The organism is Streptomyces sp. NPDC002130 (assembly GCF_040296465.1).
Classification (GTDB): Bacteria; Actinomycetota; Actinomycetes; order Streptomycetales; family Streptomycetaceae; genus Streptomyces.
Map to the genome: position 1 here is coordinate 1 of NZ_JBEOXI010000190.1, position 16313 is coordinate 16313.

The 16313-nt window shown below is 70.1% G+C and carries 17 protein-coding genes, 1 tRNA gene and 1 pseudogene; 10 read left to right on the top strand and 9 right to left on the bottom strand.

The window, feature by feature from the left end; translation table 11 throughout:
• Positions 1 to 445, bottom strand: a 445-nt coding sequence (locus tag ABT116_RS29405; RefSeq protein ID WP_351640102.1) for a hypothetical protein, incomplete at its 3' end; no start/stop codon positions are given.
• 237 nt (positions 446 to 682) lie between these two features.
• Between ABT116_RS29405 and ABT116_RS29410 the strand changes: the two genes are divergently transcribed.
• The 3 genes and pseudogenes from ABT116_RS29410 to ABT116_RS29420 all read left to right on the top strand — a co-directional run.
• The gene (locus ABT116_RS29410; protein ID WP_351640104.1) at positions 683 to 1222 is read left to right on the top strand and encodes a hypothetical protein; all 540 of its coding nucleotides are present in this window, start codon (positions 683 to 685) and stop codon (positions 1220 to 1222) included.
• Between the two features lie 162 nt (positions 1223 to 1384).
• The gene (locus ABT116_RS29415; RefSeq protein ID WP_351640106.1) at positions 1385 to 1639 is read left to right on the top strand and encodes a hypothetical protein; all 255 of its coding nucleotides are present in this window, start codon (positions 1385 to 1387) and stop codon (positions 1637 to 1639) included.
• Positions 1640 to 1821: 182 nt separating this feature from the next.
• Positions 1822 to 2190 (top strand): annotated as a pseudogene (locus ABT116_RS29420) (site-specific integrase); the annotation flags it as partial.
• Positions 2191 to 2267: 77 nt separating this feature from the next.
• Here the strand turns inward: ABT116_RS29420 and ABT116_RS29425 are convergent.
• From ABT116_RS29425 to ABT116_RS29435, 3 genes are all read right to left on the bottom strand, one after another.
• Positions 2268 to 2341 (bottom strand) — tRNA-Pro (locus ABT116_RS29425).
• 47 nt (positions 2342 to 2388) lie between these two features.
• On the bottom strand, positions 2389 to 3159 hold the full coding sequence (locus ABT116_RS29430; RefSeq protein WP_351640107.1) for a Pr6Pr family membrane protein: 771 nt from the start codon (positions 3157 to 3159) through the stop codon (positions 2389 to 2391).
• Positions 3160 to 3368: 209 nt separating this feature from the next.
• A complete protein-coding gene (locus ABT116_RS29435; RefSeq protein WP_351640108.1) occupies positions 3369 to 4307 on the bottom strand; it encodes a metallophosphoesterase in 939 nt (312 codons plus the stop codon).
• 134 nt (positions 4308 to 4441) lie between these two features.
• Here ABT116_RS29435 and ABT116_RS29440 point away from each other — a divergent pair, with 134 nt between their 5' ends.
• Entirely contained in the window at positions 4442 to 4906 is a 465-nt protein-coding gene (locus tag ABT116_RS29440) for a GatB/YqeY domain-containing protein (RefSeq protein WP_184560804.1), read from the top strand.
• An 87-nt stretch (positions 4907 to 4993) separates the two neighbouring features.
• Here ABT116_RS29440 and ABT116_RS29445 read toward each other — a convergent pair whose 3' ends face one another.
• Entirely contained in the window at positions 4994 to 7282 is a 2289-nt protein-coding gene (locus ABT116_RS29445; protein WP_351640110.1) for a transglycosylase domain-containing protein, read from the bottom strand.
• A gap of 408 nt (positions 7283 to 7690) precedes the next feature.
• Here ABT116_RS29445 and wblA point away from each other — a divergent pair, with 408 nt between their 5' ends.
• Entirely contained in the window at positions 7691 to 8029 is a 339-nt protein-coding gene (wblA, locus tag ABT116_RS29450; protein WP_030846174.1) for a transcriptional regulator WblA, read from the top strand.
• Between the two features lie 51 nt (positions 8030 to 8080).
• Here wblA and bagB read toward each other — a convergent pair whose 3' ends face one another.
• Positions 8081 to 9502, bottom strand: a complete 1422-nt coding sequence (gene bagB, locus ABT116_RS29455) for an ATPase BagB (RefSeq protein ID WP_351640112.1) — start codon at positions 9500 to 9502, stop codon at positions 8081 to 8083.
• An 87-nt stretch (positions 9503 to 9589) separates the two neighbouring features.
• Positions 9590 to 10567, bottom strand: a complete 978-nt coding sequence (gene bagA, locus ABT116_RS29460; protein WP_351640115.1) for an ATPase BagA — start codon at positions 10565 to 10567, stop codon at positions 9590 to 9592.
• 106 nt (positions 10568 to 10673) lie between these two features.
• Here bagA and sp36 point away from each other — a divergent pair, with 106 nt between their 5' ends.
• From sp36 to ABT116_RS29480, 4 genes are all read left to right on the top strand, one after another.
• On the top strand, positions 10674 to 10832 hold the full coding sequence (gene sp36 / locus ABT116_RS29465; protein ID WP_097218487.1) for a Sp36 family protein: 159 nt from the start codon (positions 10674 to 10676) through the stop codon (positions 10830 to 10832).
• Entirely contained in the window at positions 10832 to 11293 is a 462-nt protein-coding gene (locus ABT116_RS29470; RefSeq protein WP_175433869.1) for a RidA family protein, read from the top strand. The genes sp36 and ABT116_RS29470 overlap by 1 nt, the downstream gene beginning before the upstream one ends.
• Before the next feature lie 92 nt (positions 11294 to 11385).
• Positions 11386 to 12255 (top strand): NUDIX hydrolase, encoded by an 870-nt coding sequence (locus tag ABT116_RS29475; protein WP_351640118.1) that lies wholly within the window; start codon positions 11386 to 11388, stop codon positions 12253 to 12255.
• Positions 12252 to 13082 (top strand): MBL fold metallo-hydrolase, encoded by an 831-nt coding sequence (locus ABT116_RS29480; protein ID WP_351640121.1) that lies wholly within the window; start codon positions 12252 to 12254, stop codon positions 13080 to 13082. The genes ABT116_RS29475 and ABT116_RS29480 overlap by 4 nt, the downstream gene beginning before the upstream one ends.
• Here the strand turns inward: ABT116_RS29480 and ABT116_RS29485 are convergent.
• Together ABT116_RS29485 and ABT116_RS29490 are read right to left on the bottom strand one after the other, a co-directional pair.
• Positions 13079 to 13909 carry a nucleotidyltransferase domain-containing protein gene (locus tag ABT116_RS29485; protein ID WP_351640124.1) on the bottom strand — a complete coding sequence of 277 codons (831 nt, stop codon included), beginning with the start codon at positions 13907 to 13909 and terminating at the stop codon, positions 13079 to 13081. The genes ABT116_RS29480 and ABT116_RS29485 overlap by 4 nt on opposite strands.
• 114 nt (positions 13910 to 14023) lie before the next feature.
• Positions 14024 to 14698 carry a Crp/Fnr family transcriptional regulator gene (locus tag ABT116_RS29490; RefSeq protein ID WP_010031945.1) on the bottom strand — a complete coding sequence of 225 codons (675 nt, stop codon included), beginning with the start codon at positions 14696 to 14698 and terminating at the stop codon, positions 14024 to 14026.
• A gap of 335 nt (positions 14699 to 15033) precedes the next feature.
• Here ABT116_RS29490 and nth point away from each other — a divergent pair, with 335 nt between their 5' ends.
• Positions 15034 to 16095: an endonuclease III gene (nth, locus tag ABT116_RS29495; protein ID WP_351640128.1), complete on the top strand. Its 1062-nt coding sequence runs from the start codon at positions 15034 to 15036 to the stop codon at positions 16093 to 16095.
• Positions 16096 to 16313: the final 218 nt, after the last annotated feature.

A 16313-nucleotide genomic window follows, 5' to 3' on the forward strand; every position in this document is an offset into this window, starting at 1 on the left:
GCCAGGCCTCGGTGAGTTGGTCGTCCGGGGAGTCGTCGGTGAGCTGGTCGAGGGTGGTGTCGTAGTAGTCGGCGGCTGCCCGGCGGCCCTGCCACCAGGCGTGACCCTCGTAGACGCCGGGGCGCGGCAGGGGCATTTCTCCCGCAGGCCCGTACGCGAGCTGATTGACGACGAGGATGCCGGTTTCGGACTCGATGCTCACGGGCACCTGGCCTTCCGCGTCGGCGGGCGGGGGCGGCGGGGTGTCCCAGACACGGATGGCGACTTCCACGTCGATGTCGGGTTGCAGACTGAGGATGTACAGGTGGTAGCCGTTGCCGGCCACCACCTGCCTGCGGGCAGCGGCCATGGCCTCGTCGTCGCTCAGGTAGGCGTCAGCGTCGTACACCTCCACGACGCGGCGGGCCGGTGTGGCCTTGCAGCTGTATTCGGCCAGGAGCGCCATGATCCGCTGCCCTTCTCTTAGTTAGTTGGGTTCTTGCAGAAGGCGCCGCCGTCCAGAACCCGGCCGATTGAGGGTGTACATCTGGTCGCGCGACCAACTGCGCCCACCCTCGCACGTGAGCCGTGCATAACGAATGCCGCAATTGCCCTGCACAAGGCCGTGGCACCGGGTAGCTTTCCCTGCTTTGGGGGGCCGGGAGCCTGTCTGCGCCCGGCAGAGCGGGGAGGTGCGGGAGCGGTGGGTAAATCGGCAACTGTGCTCGGCCGGGAGATCGGCAAAACCGGGCGGGAGATGAACTTGCTGCTGCTCAGGTACGGCTACCTGACAGGCGAGCCAGGCGCGTACTCCCTGACCGACAAGGGAGAGAGGTACGGCACCCAAGAGGATCATCACAGGGGCAACGTCAGGTCCCTGCACTACTACCGCCAGTGGACCACAACGACCTGGAGCGATGAGACTCTCGCGGCCCTGCTGAACGACATGACCAATGCGCCAGCTCCGCCCGAGCACGCCGAGTCGTTCCGTGACGACGACGTGACCGTCGCTGAAGCCGAGCCGGTCGGTGCCACTGACCGGGGTGCATCCGGTGGCACCGGTACGCGTGGCGACCTCCGAATGGTTGCGATCGCTGCTGCGCTGCTGGTCGGCGCGAAGGCTGCGCAGATCGCGGCTCCGCACGCGCAACGCTGGTGGTCTGAGACTGCCGTGCCCGCGACATCGCGCGTGCTGAAGCGACGGAAGCGGCAAGACCCGTCGGACAACGACGCCGCGACGTAAGCCTGAGTTCGCTGTCGCGGTGGGAAGGAAGGGGAGCGACCAGGGGAGCCGGGTTCCGACGTCGGCTCCCAAACGGTTCACAAATGAGCTCAGGAACCACTCAACTCAGTTGACCGGAGGAGCCGCGGTTGCTCTACTGCGATGCCGGACCGGGGAGGACGTGTGCCAGAACTGCCGGAGAGTCTAGATCGCAACATTCTGGAGGGGCGCACCATCCTCGCAGTGAAGGCGATTCGTGAGGCACAAGGATGCTCGCTCCGCGAAGCGGTTGATCTTTACCATCAGCTCTACGGGGAACTTCACCCTGAGCCGGAAGCAGCCCAGGAAGCCCCCCGGCCCCGTGCGCTGCGGTTCGAGCGGGACGGCTCTTTGGTTGAGTTTGAGGGACTGCAAGACGGCCAGAAGCCGAAGAAGTGAAGGGACGGGGCTCTGACCTGTGGCAATGGGGCCCCAATGACCACCGCTGGTGCAGCCGTGCTGGCGAGCGCCGCAACAGGCTTACCCACTGCCTCTGGCGGCACGGATTCAAGCGCAGGCGAGTCACCAAACTCAGCCGGCCCAGTTGACCCATGCGAAGGCTCAGGCCCCTGCATGTGCAGCGACGGCAGAAGCTGCGGGCGCTGACCTGGGACCACGTCTTCCTCAAGGGCAGGCCGGACGCCGATCCCCCCAGCCTCCGCACGTCGCCGTGTGGCGCTCGGTCCGGCGCGGCGGGGCACAAAACCCGTAAGTCCCGGCGAACCCTCGCTCTGCCGGCGCGTTGCGTCGAGGTCCTGTGGCAGCAGTTCGAGGACCAGGGCTGGGAGCGGCTGGCCGCTGGCGACAGCTGGGAGGAACACGGGCTGGCCTTCTCCTCAGCCGTCGGCAAGCCGCTCGACGCTGGAGGTCCACCGGAAGCGGATCCGCCCGTGATCCAGACCGGCGCGGTGGTCATGGACGGCATCTTCAAGCGGGATTCAGAGCGGTAGTCACGCAGATAGACACGCTGCAACGCCAGAGGGCCCTTACCGAGTCGGTAAGGGCCCTCTGATCTGCTACTTAGCTGTCGGGGTGGCGGGATTTGAACCCACGACCTCTTCGTCCCGAACGAAGCGCGCTGCCAAGCTGCGCTACACCCCGATGTCGCTGCTGTCGCGGCGACGACGTTTACTTTAGCCCACCGGTGGCTAGAGACGAAATCCGGTTTTGCCGCGGTGGCGGATGGGGTTCGGGCGGGCGTGGTCGAGGGCCACGAGGAGGACGGCCAGGGCGTAGAACGAGAGGCCCAGGAGGAGCGCGTTGCCGAGCACCCGCTTGAAGCCGTCCTGGCCGACGTCCAGGAAGGGGTAGAGGTAGCGCTCGGGGGTGCCCGGGAGGAGCAGCTCGCCCCGGGTGAGGCAGAAGGCCAGGTAGGCCATCGGGTAGAGGAGCCAGGTGCTGGCCTGGCGGAGGTGCAGGCGGCCGGGGGACGTGAGCAGGAGCCAGTCCAGTACCGCCGCGATCGGGGTCACCGTGTGCAGCACCCCGTGGGAGAGGGCCTGCCAGCCCGTCGGCGTGGCTGCCTCGCCCGTGAGGGAGAACGGGCTCGCCTCGTTCGCCAGGAGCAGGTGATGCACCAGAGCCGCGATCACGACGTAGAGCAGCGTCGCGCCCAGCACGGCACCCGGCAGAGGACGGCCGGCCGTCCATGCGCGGCGGGCCGAAAGGACCATGACCAGGGCCAACAGCAGGTTGCTCTGGATCACGAAGTAGCTCAGGACACGGGACGGGTCGCCGAGGAGCAGTTCCAGTGCCACGCCCCCGGTCGCCGCGAGGGCGACCAGCAGGCGGAAGGCCGCGGCCGCGGGGCGGCGGACCGGGGTGACGACGGCCGTGGCGGGCACGGGAGCGCGCTTCAGTGTCGGCGGGGACGGTATCGCTGGGAGGTCCGGGATGTCCCGGGGTATCGGGGCGGTCATGCCCCCACGCTGGCAGAAGCGGACATAAGGTGCGATGTGGGCAGGGCTGTGCGGGTTACCCCACCCGGACCGCGGTCCCGGCCGGACCTTTCACCGGCCCCCTGGCCGGGACCTGACCTCTATACCGGAGCCCCGGGACCTGACCTCTACACCTGGGGCCCCGGTACCGGCCCCAGCACAGGAACCCCTGAACCGGAACCTCCGCCCCCTTACCTCCCCACGGCCTCGCGCCCGACCAGCGTCAGCAGCGTCGCCTCCGGCGGGCACGCGAACCGTACCGGGGTGTAGCGGTTCGTCCCGCAGCCCGCCGACACGTGCAGGTACGACGTACGGCCCTCCGCCGTGTGCGTGGACAGGCCCTTCACCCGCTCCGTGTCCAGGTCGCAGTTGGTGACCAGGGCGCCGTAGAAGGGGATGCACAGCTGGCCGCCGTGGGTGTGGCCGGCCAGGATCAGGGGGTAGGCGTCGGCCGTGAACGCGTCCAGCGTGCGCAGGTAGGGGGCGTGTACGACGCCCATGGAGAAGTCGGCCGAGTCGGACGGGCCGCCCGCCACCTGCGCGTAGCGGTCCCGCTTGATGTGCGGGTCGTCCAGGCCCGTGAGCTCCACCGACCCGCCCTCGAGCTTGAGCTCGCCGCGCGTGTTGGTGAGGTTGAGCCAGCCCGCCGCGTCGAAACTGTCCCGCAGGTCCTCCCACGGGTTGTGCACCACGCCCTCGGCCGGCGCGTTGCCGTTGAGCCCGTGGCGGCCCTGGGCCTTCTCGAGCAGGTAGCGGGCGGGGTTGCGCAGCTTGGGGCCGTAGTAGTCGTTGGAGCCGAAGACGTACGCGCCGGGGAACTCCATCAGGGGGCCGAGTGCGTCCAGGACCTCCGGGACGCCCTCCGGGTCGGAGAGGTTGTCGCCCGTGTTGATCACGAAGTCGGGGCGTAGGCCCGCCAGGGACCGCAGCCAGCGCTGCTTCTTGCGCTGGCCGCCGACCATGTGGATGTCGGAGACCTGGAGCACGCGCAGAGGGCGCATTTCCGGGGGCAGGACCGGGACGGTGACCCGGCGGAGGCGGAAGGAGCGGGCCTCGAAGCCCGCCGCGTACACCAGACCGGCGGCGCCAGCCGCCGCGATTCCCAGGGGAACTCCGTATCGCGCGCGCATACGACCATCGTGTCAGACCGCGGCCGTGGTCCGTGCCGGGCGGTGTCCGAAATCCCCTGATCGCACGGGCCCTTCGGTCGCGGCCGCCTAAATCGAGGGGCGCCGTTCCTCCCGGACCTGCGACAATCGACCCCATGACCACGCTCAAGTCGAAGCTGCAGGATGACCTCAACGTTGCGATCAAGGAGCGCGACGAGCTGCGCTCCTCGACGCTCCGGCTGACGCTCGCCGCGATCACCAAGGAGGAGGTCGCGGGCAAGGAGAAGCGCGAGCTCTCCGACGACGAGGTCCAGAAGGTGATCACCCGGGAGGCGAAGAAGCGGCGCGAGGCGGCCGACGCCTTCGCCCAGGGCGGTCGGGCCGAGCAGGCCGAGCGGGAGAAGGCGGAGGGCGAGGTCCTCGCCACGTACCTGCCGCAGCAGCTGTCGGACGAGCAGCTTCAGGAGATCGTCGCCCAGGCGGTCGAGGAGGCGAAGGCGGCCGGTGCCGAGGGGCCGCGGGCCATGGGTGCGGTCATGAAGATCGTGAACCCGAAGGTGGCCGGGCAGGCCGAGGGCGGCCGCGTCGCCGCCGCGGTGAAGAAGCTGCTGGCCGGCTGACCCCTCACCCGGACGGAAACGGCCCCCTCTCACCCGAGTAGGTGAGAGGGGGCCGTCCCTTACGGGCCGTTCCGGCACGCAGGCCGATCAGCCGAACCGGCCGCCGTTGCCATTGCCGCCGCCGTTGCCCTGGCCCCGGAAGAAGCCCTCCGGGATGGAGAACGAGGGCGTCGGGAAGGTCTCGCCGCCGCCTCCGCCGTTGTTGCCGCCGACCAGACCGCCGATGAAGCCGTCGTCGTCGCCGTTGCCACCGTCCTCACGGCCGCCACCGTCGTCGTCCCCGTCACCGCGGTCCCGCGGCTTGCTGTCGGGAATGTGGACGGTGTTGAAGTTCTCGACGGGCTTGCCCTCCAGCGCGCCGGACATCATGTCGCCCCAGATCGGGCCGGGGACCTCGCCACCGAAGACCTTGCCGTACGACCGGCCGCCGATGGTGATGCCGACCATCTTGCGCTTGTGCGCGGGGTCGCCGACCCAGACCGCGCCGGCCATGTTCGGCGTGTAGCCCACGAACCAGGCCGCGTAGCGCTCGTCCGTCGTACCGGTCTTACCGGCACTGGGGCGGCTGCCGAGGCCGGCCTTCTTACCCGTACCGTCCTCGACGACGCCCTTCAGCAGCGTGTTGATCGTGTCGGCGGTGTTCTCCGACATCGCGCGCGAGCAGGTCGACTTCGGCACCTCCAGCGACGAGGTCTTGTCACCGACCCGCCGGTTGACCGACTCGATGGCGACCGGCGTGCAGTGCATGCCCCGCGAGGCGAAGGTCGCGTACGCGTTCGCCATGGTCAGCGGGGACATCTCCTGGGTGCCGAGGGCGATGGAGGGCACCTGCGGCATCTTGTCGCCGTCGGCCCGCACGACGCCCATCTTCTTCGCCATCGTCGTCACCGGGCAGATGCCGATGTCGCTGATCATCTGCACGTAGTAGGTGTTTACCGACTTGGCGGTCGCCTCCCGCATGTCGTACGGGCCGACCTCGGAGGAGTTCTCGTTCTCCAGCTTGGCCGGGTTGCCGGGGTCGTTCACCCACCGCTTGCCGTCACAGGCCGAGACCGGGCTCGGGTACGCCATCTGGTACGGCGACGCGTACACCTTGTTCGCCGGCATGCCGTCCTCGAGGGCCGCGGCGGCCACGATCGGCTTGAACGTCGAACCGGGCTGGTAGCCCATGCCGCCGCCCATCGACTGGTCGACGGACAGGTTGATCTGCGTCTCGTTCTTCTTGAAGCCGTACGGACGCGACTGGCCCATGGCGAGGATCTTGCCGGTGCCCGGCTGGACGAGGGAGACGGCGGTGGCCACCTCGTCGCTCTTGTATACGTGCTCCTTGATGGACCGCTGCGCCGCGTTCTGGGCCTGCGGGTCCATGGTGGTGCGGATGGTGAGGCCGCCCTGGTTCCAGATCTTCGCGCGCTGCTTCTTGGTCTTGCCGAAGACCGGGTCGGTCAGGAAGACCTCGCGCACGTAGTCACAGAAGAAGCCCGCGCCCTTGACCGCCGTGATGCAGCCGTTCTTGGGCTTGCTGACCTTCAGGCCGAGCGGTGCCTTCATCGCGTCGGCGGCCTGCGTCCTGGAGATGTCGCCGACGGCCGCCATGCGCTGGAGGACGGTGTTGCGGCGCTTGGTGGCCTCCGTCTCGTCGTTGACCGGGTCGTACCGGCTGGGCGACTGGACGATGCCGGCGAGCAGGGCCGACTGCTCGAGGGTGAGGTCCTTGGCGGACTTGGAGAAGTAGCGCTGGGCGGCGGCCTCGACGCCGTAGGCCTGCTGGCCGAAGAACGTGATGTTCAGGTAGTTCTCGAGGATCTTCTTCTTGCCCAGCTCCTCCTCGACCTGGATCGCGTACTTGAGCTCGCGGATCTTGCGGCCGATGGTCTGCTGGGTGGCCTGCGCGACCTTGGTCGGGTCGTTGCCCGCCTCCTCGACGAAGACGTTCTTCACGTACTGCTGCGTCAGGGTGGAGGCGCCCTCGGAGACCTCGCCGGTCTGCGCGTTCTTGTTGAGGGCGCGCAGGACGCCCTTCAGGTCGACCGCGCCGTGCTGGTAGAAGCGCGAGTCCTCGATCGCGACGATCGCCTTCTGCATGTACGGCGAGATGTCCTTGAGGGGGACCACCGTGCGGTCGCGCGAGTAGACCGTGGCGATCTGGCCGCCGTCGGCGTCGAGGATCGTGGTGCGCTGACTCAGCGGCGGGGTCTTCATGTTGACCGGGAGCTCGTCGAAGCTCTCGACCGATCCCTTGGCCGCAAGTCCCAGCGCGCCCACCGCCGGGAGCGCGATGCCGGCCAGCACGGCTCCCGCGAGGACACTGACACCGAGGAACTTGGCGGCCTGCTGCGTGGGAGACAGACCACCGCCCGAGCGCTTGTTTGGCATGGGGGCAGCCTACGTTCTCATTCGCCGGACAGGCGTATAGGCCTTGGCCTAAGCTGCTCTCAACTGTCACAGCAGTGAGGCCACGTATCAATACGTCCGGCGACCCCGAATCGTTCTGGGTGTTCCCCAACTTTTTTGTTGGGGTCGTGTCCGAATCCGCCTTGTGTGTCATACGGCGTCCGTTGTGACGCAACTGAACTGTCCTGGTTTGCCGGGAAAGTTACGTATGTCGCCAGCTCACTCCCCCGGGTGATCTGCCGCTTACCCATAGTCCGTTCGGGCCATTCAAGATTGGGCCCGCTGGGGGTGTTGCGCTGTGCCCACCTTCCGTAACGTCCTCAACTGGCGGCGGTGAATATGCCGCTGCCGCCGTGGGGGAGCCTCGATTCGGGAGAGGACGGCGCCGGTATGGGCTGGGTAGTCGACTGGAGTGCGCAGGCGGCCTGCCGCACTACCGATCCGGATGAACTGTTCGTTCAAGGAGCAGCGCAGAACAGGGCCAAGGCGGTGTGCACCGGATGCCCGGTGCGCACGGAGTGCCTGGCCGACGCGCTCGACAACCGCGTCGAGTTCGGTGTGTGGGGAGGCATGACGGAGCGGGAGCGCCGCGCACTGCTGCGCAGGCGTCCCACGGTGACCTCCTGGCGCCGGCTGCTGGAGACGGCGCGCACGGAGTACGAGCGGGGGTGCGGTGTTCTGCCCCTCGACGACGACGAGATCTACGAGAACTACGCGGCGGTGAGCTGAGGAGTCCCCTCGGGAACTCCGACGAGGCCCCGCGCCCTCACCCGGTTGCGCTCAGGCACTCGCCTCGGGCGGTTCCGGCAGGTCGGCAGGGTCGGGAAGCTCACGCTCGTCGGCCGCGAGCCGGTCGCCGATGTCGCGCAGTCCCGCGAGGTCGTGCACGTCCCCGGGCAGCGCGGCCACTTCCGTCACGGCCACCTCGGGGTGGAGCGCGGTGAAGCGGTCACGCGTGCGCTGCTCACGGGAGAGCAGCTGCATGCGATCGGCGTGCAGCCTCAGCAGGCCTGCCGTCAGCTGGTCGACGGACCGCTCGGGGCCCTCCGTGTGCTCCGTGTCCCCGGGGTGCTCGGTGTCCGCGGCGTCATCGGTGGGGGAGCCACCTTCGGGAGCCGATGCCCGAGCTGGTGTTCCGGGCGTGGGAGAGTCTGAACTGTCCTGTGCGTCGGGGGAGTTACGAAGTACTGCTTTCCCGTCCTCCTGATCCACAATGCCGGGCTCTTCAAGATTTTCCGCGGCGGCGAGCGCCCGCTCGGCCGACAGCCCGTCGGCGCCGCTGCCGTGCACCCGGTTGAGCACCAGACCGGCCAGCGGCATGTTCTCCGCGGCCAGCCGCTCCACGAAGTAGGCGGCCTCGCGCAGCGCGTCCCGCTCCGGGGCCGCGACCACGAGGAACGCCGTGCCGGGCGCCTGGAGCAGCTTGTACGTCGCGTCCGCGCGGGTACGGAAGCCGCCGAAGGTGGTGTCCATCGCGGACACGAATGTCTGGACGTCCTTGAGGAGCTGACCGCCGAGCAGCTTGCCGAGGGTGCCGGTCATCATCGACATCCCGACGTTCAGGAATTTCATCCCGGCCCGGCCGCCCAGCTTCGCGGGCGCGGTCAGCAGCCGGATCAGCCGGCCGTCCAGGAACGAGCCGAGCCGCTTGGGCGCGTCCAGGAAGTCCAGCGCCGAACGGGACGGCGGGGTGTCGACGACGATCAGGTCCCATTCGTCCCGGGCGCGCAGCTGCCCGAGCTTCTCCATCGCCATGTACTCCTGCGTGCCCGCGAAGCCCGCCGAGAGCGACTGGTAGAAGGGGTTGCCCAGGATGGCGGCCGCCCGCTCGCGGTCCGCGTGCGCCTCGACGATCTCGTCGAAGGTGCGCTTCATGTCGAGCATCATCGCGTGCAGCTCGCCGCCCGCCGTGTCGTCGATGCCCTTCACCCGGCGCGGGGTGTTGTCCAGGGAGTCGATGCCCATGGACTGGGCCAGCCTGCGGGCCGGGTCGATGGTCAGGACGACCACCTTGCGGCCCCGCTCGGCCGCGCGCAGCCCCAGGGCCGCCGCGGTCGTCGTCTTGCCGACCCCGCCCGAGCCGCAGCACACCACGATCCGGGTCTTCGGGTCCTCCAGCAGCGGATCGACGTCGAGCAGGCGCGCGGGGGCGAGGTGAGGGCGGGCCGGGTCGTGGGTGTGGGCCGGGTCCGGACGACTCATGACATCCCCTGCTTCCGACTCATGACGGGCCTTGCCTGTCCGTCCTGGCTCATGACACGCCCTGCTCGTGTGCTTGTCCGTCCCGGGTCATGACACGCCCTGCTCGCGCAGCTCGCGGGCCAGCTCGTACAGCCCCGCCAGGTCCATGCCCTCGGCGAACAGCGGCAGTTCGTGCAGCGGCAGGCCCAGCTCGGCCAGGACCGCACGCTGCTCGTGCTCCAGCGTGTACCGCTCGGCGTACTCCTCGGCCTGCGTGAGCAGCGGGTCCACCAGCCGCTCCGCGTGCCCGCCGCGCCGCGCCCCGCCGAGCCCCGCGGACGACAGGGACCGCGCGACAGTGGAACGCGGGACCGTCCGCACGAGTTCCAGGTCGGTCTCGTCCAACACCTCCGGCCGGACCATGTTCACGATGATCCGGCCCACCGGCAGCCGGGCCGAACGCAGCTCGGCGATGCCGTCCACGGTCTCCTGGACGGGCATCTCCTCCAGCAGCGTCACCAGGTGCACCGCCGTCTCCGGCGACTTCAGCACCCGCATCACGGCCTGCGCCTGATTGTGTATCGGGCCGATCTTGGCGAGGCCGGCGACCTCGTCGTTCACGTTCAAAAAGCGCGTGATCCGACCGGTCGGCGGGGCGTCCATGACGACGTAGTCGTAGACGAACCGCCCGCTGCGCTCCTTGCGGCGCACCGCCTCGCACGCCTTGCCGGTCAGGAGGACGTCCCTCAGGCCGGGCGCGATCGTGGTGGCGAAGTCGATCGCGCCGAGCTTCTTCAGGGCCCGTCCGGCGCTGCCCAGCTTGTAGAACATCTGGAGGTAGTCCAGAAGGGCCAGTTCGGGGTCGATGGCGAGGGCATACACCTCCCCGCCCCCGGGTGCTACCGCGATTTTCCGTTCCTCATAAGGCAGCGCCTCCGTTTCGAAGAGCTGCGCGATGCCCTGACGGCCCTCGACCTCGACGAGAAGCGTCCGCTTCCCCTCCGTGGCCAGGGCCAGCGCTAGGGCCGCGGCCACCGTGGTCTTGCCGGTACCGCCCTTGCCGCTGACGACCTGGAGCCTGCTCACGTATTCGAGCCTAACCAGTCCGCGCCCGGGCTACGCGGGAGGCTGTGGACAACCGGTGCGGTGGTGGGCCGCGAGCCCCTCCCCGCCAGGGGTTAGAGTCGGCCGCATGACCAAGTGGGAATACTCGACTGTGCCGCTGCTCGTCCACGCCACGAAGCAGATTCTGGACACCTGGGGCGAGGACGGCTGGGAGCTCGTCCAGGTCGTGCCCGGGCCGAACAACCCCGAGCAGCTCGTGGCCTACCTGAAGCGGGAGAAGCAGTAGTGGGCGCCGTCGAGGCGAAGCTGGCCGAGCTCGGCCTGAGCCTGCCCGACGTGGTCCCGCCGCTCGCCGCCTACCAGCCGGCCGTGCAGTCCGGCCCGTACGTCTACACCGCCGGGCAGCTCCCGATGGTGGAGGGCAAGCTTCCGGTCACCGGCAAGGTCGGCGCCGAGGTCACCCCCGAGGAGGCCAAGGAGCTGGCGCGTACGTGCGCGCTGAACGCCCTGGCCGCCGTGAAGTCCGTCGCCGGTGACCTGGACCGCATCGCGCGCGTGGTGAAGGTCGTCGGTTTCGTGGCCTCGGCCTCGGACTTCACGGGCCAGCCCGCGGTGCTGAACGGCGCGAGCGAGCTGCTCGGCGAGGTCCTCGGCGACAAGGGCGTGCACGCGCGCAGTGCCGTGGGCGTCGCGGTGCTGCCGTTGGACGCGCCGGTCGAGGTCGAGATCCAGGTGGAACTCGCGTAGCACCCCGCAGGGTCCGTCGGCGGGTCCCAGCTGCGGAATCCGTCCCCGGGGGCCACTCGAACATCCGCCCGTCACGGGATAGCCTCGCGCCCATGGCGAACGGTCAGTGGTACCCCCCGGAGTGGCCGGACCGCATCCGCGCACTCGCGGCCGGCACCCTCACGCCGGTGGCCCCCAAGCGCGCGGCCACCGTCATGCTCCTGAAGGACACCGGCAGCGGCACGGCCGTCCACATGCTGCGCAGACGCGCCTCCATGGCCTTCGCCGGAGGCGCGTACGCGTATCCGGGCGGCGGTGTCGACCCGCGTGACGACGACCACCAGGTCCGCTGGGCGGGCCCCACGCGCGCGTGGTGGGCCCAGCGGCTCGGCGTCGACGAGACGGCGGCCCAGGCGATCGTCTGCGCGGCCGTACGCGAGACGTACGAGGAGGCCGGCGTCCTGCTCGCAGGTCCGGCCCACGACTCGGTCGTCGGCGACACAACAGGCGCCGACTGGGAGGCCGACCGGGCCGCCCTGGTCGCCCGTGACCTGTCCTTCGCGGAGTTCCTGGACCGCCGCGGCCTGGTCCTGCGCTCCGACCTGCTCGGCGCCTGGACCCGCTGGATCACCCCGGAGTTCGAGTCCCGCCGCTACGACACCTGGTTCTTCGTGGCCGCGCTCCCCGAGGGGCAGCGCACCCGCAACGCCTCCACGGAGGCCGACCGCACGGTGTGGATCGCCCCGCGCGAGGCGGCGGACGGCTACGACAAGGGCGAGCTGCTGATGATGCCGCCGACGATCGCGACCCTGCGCCAGCTGACGGCGTACGAGACGGCCGCCGGGGCACTCGACGCAGCCCAGGGGCGTGACCTCACGCCGGTCCTGGCCACCGCCCGCCTGGTGGACGGGAGAATCGTGCTTTCCTGGCCTGGCCACGACGAGTTCACCAAGCACATCCCGACCGGTGGAGCCACCGCATGACGGACCCAAGCGCCCTTCCCGGCCGGCCCCGCGGCGGGGTCCTCTCGGGGCCCGCCACCGCGCGGGCCGTCAACGTCCTGGCCCCCAACGCGTCGGCCATGACCCTGGACGGCACCAACACCTGGATCGTCTCCGAGCCGAATTCGGACCTGGCCGTGGTGGTCGATCCGGGGCCGCTGGACGACGGGCACCTGCGCCGGGTCGTCGCCACGGCCGAGCAGGCCGGCAAGCGCGTCGCCCTCACCCTGCTGACCCACGGCCACCCCGACCACGCGGAGGGCGCCGCCCGGTTCGCCGAATTGACCGGCACGCGCGTGCGTGCCCTCGACCCGGCCCTGCGCCTGGGCGAGGAGGGCCTGGCCGCCGGAGACGTGATCACCACCGGCGGGCTGGAACTGCGCGTCGTACCGACCCCCGGCCACACCTCCGACTCACTCTGCTTCCACATTCCGGCCGACCGGGCGGTCCTCACCGGCGACACGGTCCTCGGCCGCGGCACGACGGTCGTGGCCCACCCCGACGGCCGCCTCGGCGACTACCTGGACTCCCTGCGCCGCCTGCGCTCCCTGTCGGTCGACGACGGCGTCCACACGGTCCTGCCGGGCCACGGCCCGGTCCTGGAGGACGCCCAGGGCGTCGTCGAGTACTACCTCGCCCATCGCGCCAACCGCCTCGCCCAGGTCGAGACGGCCGTGGAGGACGGCTACCGCACCCCCGCGCAGGTCGTCGCCCACGTCTACGCCGACGTGGACCGCTCCCTGTGGCCGGCGGCGGAACTGTCCGTACGGGCGCAGATGGACTATCTGGAAGAACACGGGCTCATCTAGAGCCCCCCGGGACGCGGCGCTTTGACGCCGTGCACGCGCGCGTACTCCCCGGCGAGCCAGGGGCCGAGATCGCCGACGTACGCCGCGAGCACGGCGGCGTCTCCGGCCGGCTCCCGCCCCAGGACGGCCGCTGCCCGCAGCTGCTCGCCACGCTCGGGGTAGTACCCCGCGAAGGCCTCGGCCATCTCGCGCAGGTCGCTGGTCCATCCGTTCCAGCGGGGCATGACGAGCGTGAAGCCGGTACGGACCAGATGCCGGGACATGAAGCGGACCAGGGGCCGCCGGGCCTGCTCCGTGTCGTCCGCCTCGGCGATCCGCCGGCGCCAGCGGGGGAGAAGCAGGGCCAGGTCGCCGTTGGTCTCGCGGGCCAGCAGCGAGTCGGGGCGGTAGCGCGGCAGGTACGCGGCCAGGTCCTCGCCCAGCAGCGGTGTGCACAGACAGGCGACGAACCAGCCCAGGTCGTGCCTCTCCAGGTCGCTCAGCAGCCGCTCCCGGCCGAACAGCAGGGTGCCGTGACCGTCGATCTGCTCGAACTCCGCGTCCAGCGCCGCGCCGAGCGCCCGGGCGTCGTCCCGGTCCGCCCGGGTCGGCTCCTCGTGCAGGGCGAGCAGCAGGTCCAGGTCGCTGCGGCCCCTGCGCGCGGTGCCGCGCGGTATCGACCCGTAGAGGTACGCGCTGTGCAGCCGGTGCCCGAAGACGTCGGCCAGCCGGTGGCATGTCGCGGTGACGACGGGACGGAAGGCCGGGGGCACGCGCGCGAGAGAGCCCTCCCGGGTGAGGAAGCCCCGCGCGTCGAGTCCGGGGCGGTGGGCAGTGCTGCCGGTCATGCGTTCACCGTGCCGCGAGCGGAGCCCTCGTGGGGTGCGCTTTCCGCTTCCTTGACGACGTCGGGCCCCGTCTCGCGTGGAGACGGGGCCCGATGACGTACGGCCAGGTGCGCGTCAGCGTGAGCGCTTGGCGAGGCGCTCCACGTCCAGGAGGATCACCGCACGGGCCTCCAGACGGAGCCAGCCACGCTGGGCGAAGTCCGCGAGGGCCTTGTTGACCGTCTCGCGGGACGCGCCCACCAGCTGGGCCAGCTCCTCCTGCGTGAGGTCGTGCACGACGTGGATGCCCTCCTCGGACTGCACGCCGAACCGGCGCGACAGGTCCAGCAGAGCGCGGGCGACGCGACCCGGGACATCCGAGAAGACGAGGTCGGACATCGCGTCGTTGGTCTTGCGCAGCCGACGCGCTACGGCGCGCAGAAGCGCCGTGGCCACCTCCGGGCGGGCGTTCAGCCAGGGCTGGAGGTCGCCGTGGCCGAGGCCGAGCAGCTTGACCTCGGTCAGTGCCGTGGCCGTCGCGGTGCGCGGGCCCGGGTCGAAGAGCGAGAGCTCACCGATGAGCTCACCGGGGCCCACCACGGCCAGCATGTTCTCGCGGCCGTCGGGGGACGTGCGGTGGAGCTTCACCTTGCCCTCCGTGACCACGTACAGGCGGTCACCGGGGTCGCCCTCATGGAACAGCGAGTCACCGCGGGCGAGGGTCACCTCACTCATGGAGGCGCGGAGCTCCGCGGCCTGCTCGTCATCGAGCGCCGCGAAGAGCGGATTGCGCCGCAGAACGTCGTCCACGAGTTCTCTCCTTGTCGACCTGCTCAGGGGATCTTGCTCCCCCGTGTACCGAGGGACCGTGGTGCCCATTTTGTCGGGCGGTCCAAACAGTGTGATCTGTCACAAGGATGCCGCACACGTGTCCCGGGGTACGCGGCAGGGGTCCAATTGGACGCCGATCTTCAGGGGCCGGGGCGGATGTCGGTGCCGGGCCTTAGGCTGGCCGGGTGTCCAAATCGCCGGTGAGAGCACAGGCCGAGGGGGCTGCGCGGGTGGTTGTACGTCGCGATTCCGCTGTGGGCGAACAGAGCCCCGATGGCGGTAGGAAAACGGCGAAAGAGAACAAGACGGAACCGGTGAGGAAGACGGCCTCCGCGGAGCAGGCAGGGCCCGCGGAGAAGGCAGGGCCGGCGAAGAAGGTCGGGTCCACCAAGAAGGCGGCTTCCGCGAAGAAGGCGGCTTCCGCGAAGAAGGCTGCCTCCAAGACGTCGGCGTCTGCGGCCGAGAAGGCCACCAAGAGTGCCTCCAAGAGCGCTGCCGTGAAGAAGGCGCCCGCCGCCAAGAAGGTGGTGGTCGCGCCGAAGAAGGCCACGGCCCGTCTCAAGGGCGCCGCCCCCGCCAAGGCCGTCGTCCACCCGCCGGGCGACGAGTCGCGTACCGCCCTGGTCCGCCGGGCCCGCCGTATCAACCGCGAGCTCGCCGAGGTCTTTCCGTACGCGCACCCCGAGCTGGATTTCACGAACCCCTTCCAACTGGTCGTCGCCACGGTCCTGTCCGCCCAGACGACCGACCTGCGCGTCAACCAGACGACACCCTCCCTCTTCGCCCGATACCCGACCCCGGAGGACCTGGCCGCCGCCAACCCGGAGGAGGTGGAGGAGATCCTCCGCCCCTGCGGGTTCTTCCGGGCCAAGACGAAGTCCGTCATAGGGCTGTCGAAGGCCCTGGTGGAGGACTTCGGGGGCGAGGTGCCCGGCCGGCTCGAAGACCTGGTCAAGCTGCCCGGAGTCGGCCGCAAGACCGCGTTCGTCGTGCTCGGCAACGCCTTCGGCCGCCCCGGTATCACCGTGGACACGCACTTCCAGCGCCTGGTTCGCCGCTGGCAGTGGACCGGCGAGACCGACCCGGACAAGATCGAGGCCGCCGTCGGCGCGCTCTTCCCGAAGAGTGACTGGACGGATCTCTCGCACCACGTGATCTGGCACGGCCGCCGTATCTGTCACGCCCGCAAGCCCGCGTGCGGCGCCTGCCCCATCGCTCCGCTCTGCCCGGCGTACGGCGAGGGCGAGACCGACCCGGAGAAGGCGAAGAAGCTGCTCAAGTACGAGAAGGGCGGCTTCCCCGGCCAGCGTCTGAACCCCCCACAGGCCTACCTGGACGCGGGCGGCAAACCGGCGCCGCCGCTGGGGGCCGGATGAGTCACCCGAGTCATCGAAGGGGCTCACTGCTCGGCCGGGCCGAGTCCGCGCACCACCCGATGGATCCGATGCGCCGCCCCGAGAGCCCGGCGCGCCGCCCGTTCAGGGGATCCGGGGCGTTCGCGGAACGATCTCAGGGCCGTCGCGCGTTGGATGCGGCAGGACGACGGGGGTGGCTATGACGCGTGCGAGCGACACACAGGGTGGCCCGGTGACGC